Raw genomic sequence first — 2225 nt, 5'->3', positions numbered from 1 at the left:
TATTTTTCCATCTAGCTCGATATGTCCTGATGTTGGTTCTGTCAATCCATTCAAATGAGAAAATAATGTTGATTTTCCAGCACCATTCGGTCCCATTATTGCAACTTTTTGCCCTTTTAAAATTTCCATATTTACATTTTTCAATGCATGGGTTCCATCAGGGTATCTATAGTTTAAATTCTTTGTTGATAGATGTATTTCACTCATTTAATTCCCCTCATTAATTTATAGATAAGTTCTGTCCAAAGTATCCTAAATTAGTTGAATATTTAATTAAAATTATTTCTAAAATTATAACCAATATTATTATTGTGATAATGTATATATAATCAGATTTTTCAAGTGAAGTCTTTTCATTAAATAAATCGGATTCATCTGAATATCCACGGCTTATCATACTTTTGTAAACTCGCTCTCCCTGTTCATAAGATTTAACAAACATCATGGCAACAGAATATCCGACCTGTTTAACTCTCCATTTGTATGGGGTCAGTTTAGAATGGATATGGAAGTTCCTTGATTTTTGTGATTTTCTAATTGCTGCAAGTTCATCAATAAATACAAATAAAAATCTGACCATTATACTTAAAATCATAGCAAGATCTTTCGGCATCTTTAATCTTCTAAATGAAGCAACAATTTGCTGCATAGGGCTTGTAGAAGATAATATTACAATCGCGGTCAGTGAAGTAATCATTCTTGTAATCAGTAATATTGCCCAATTTAACCCAGTATCTGTTATTGTAAGCCATGAATATGACCATAAAACATTTCCTGGATGTATGAATGGTTGAAAGATTATGATTGCTCCTCCAAAAGGAAGTAATAATGCCAATCTTTTAAATGAATCTGCATATGATAATTTAGCTATTTTAAGAACAATCAATAAAAATATTTCTAAACAAATGGGTATAAATATGCTATTTGAAAAAGCCGCAACCACTATGATGAATATTGCGGATATTAATTTAATTCTTCCATCTAAATTATGAATTGGACTATCCTTTGATGCAAGTTCATCTAAATTAAGTGCTTTTGTAATATCAGCCATAATATTTCTCTAAAAAATTTTATTATTAAATGTAATAATTAGTTTATAAAAAATAGTATAAAAAGATAGAAGTTAAAATTTAACTTCTTCTTTTTACAATTTCAGCAACACCCCATCCACATATAAGTGTTAGCAGCACGCCTAAAATAAGGACACCTACTTCACCAAGGGCTTCAAGAGGTTCAAATGTGTAATCTGGGAATGGGGGTTCAACTGCTACAGTTGCTTTCTCTTCAGGTACCTTAGCATCTTCTGCAGATTTTTCTAATCCATCAGGATCTCCTGATGCAATGAAAGGAGCTAGACAACAGATTATGACACAAATAATGATTGCAACTATTATTAATGTTTTGTCACGTTTATCCATTTTATTCTCCTCCTTCGACTTTATTTTTGTTCCAAATCAAAAGATCTGGTCTGAATTTATTTAAAGCCATTAAAACAATAACGGTCAATACTGCTTCAATTATTCCAATAAATACGTGGTATAATACCATTGATGGAACTCCAACATTTAATGGGAAAGTTCCAGCAGCGGCCATTTCAAGTGCACAAGCTAATGCTGCAAGTACTGTTGCTAACCATGCACCTATTCCTGCAGATGCGTATATTCCGATTTTGTCTTTTAATGCTTTGAATGTATATAGTCCAGTAAATCCTCCAATAATTGCCATGTTCAATACATTAGCTCCTAAAACAGTAATTCCTCCATCTCCAAAGACTAAAGCTTGGATAAGTAATACAACAGTAAATACGAGTATTGCTGCTTCGGGTGCACAGAATATAATTGCTACTAATGCTCCACCAACCATATGTCCACTTGTTCCAAATGGAATTGGCATGTTCATAGACATTATAGCAAAAATACCTGCTGCAAGAACTGCAAGGAGAGGAATGCGTTTTTCATCAAGGTTTTCTCTTGCCCATTTGCTAGCAAAGTACAGTGCTACTATTAATATGATATAATAGATTATACATTGCCAAAATGGGATAAATCCATCAGGTATATGCATTTATTTTTTCCTCCTTATACTAAAAAAGTAATACTTTTAAAATGTATAAAAACATTACTAATTTTGTATATTTATCAAGTATTAAAGATTAAAATTCAATTTGAATATTAATTCTTCTGATTTATATCTTGATAGTTAAAATTTTTACTATTTTTCAATAA

The 2225-nt window shown here is 31.1% G+C and carries 4 protein-coding genes; all 4 read right to left on the bottom strand.

Going from position 1 to position 2225, the window contains the following annotated elements; translation table 11 throughout:
• Positions 1–207, bottom strand: a 207-nt coding sequence (locus ACKI5C_RS05895; protein WP_407432249.1) for an ATP-binding cassette domain-containing protein, incomplete at its 3' end; no start/stop codon positions are given.
• 13 nt (positions 208–220) lie between these two features.
• A complete protein-coding gene (gene cbiQ / locus ACKI5C_RS05890; RefSeq protein ID WP_407432248.1) occupies positions 221–1051 on the bottom strand; it encodes a cobalt ECF transporter T component CbiQ in 831 nt (276 codons plus the stop codon).
• A 79-nt stretch (positions 1052–1130) separates the two neighbouring features.
• Positions 1131–1418 (bottom strand): PDGLE domain-containing protein, encoded by a 288-nt coding sequence (locus ACKI5C_RS05885; protein WP_407432247.1) that lies wholly within the window; start codon positions 1416–1418, stop codon positions 1131–1133.
• A gap of 1 nt (position 1419) precedes the next feature.
• Positions 1420–2064, bottom strand: coding sequence for a cobalt transporter CbiM (cbiM, locus tag ACKI5C_RS05880; protein ID WP_407432246.1), 645 nt, complete (start codon positions 2062–2064; stop codon positions 1420–1422).
• Positions 2065–2225: the final 161 nt, after the last annotated feature.

The organism is Methanobrevibacter sp., assembly GCF_045646045.1.
Classification (GTDB): domain Archaea; phylum Methanobacteriota; class Methanobacteria; order Methanobacteriales; family Methanobacteriaceae; genus Methanocatella.
The sequence above is the reverse complement of the archived record's forward strand: the minus strand, read 5'-3'. Positions and strand labels throughout refer to the sequence as shown.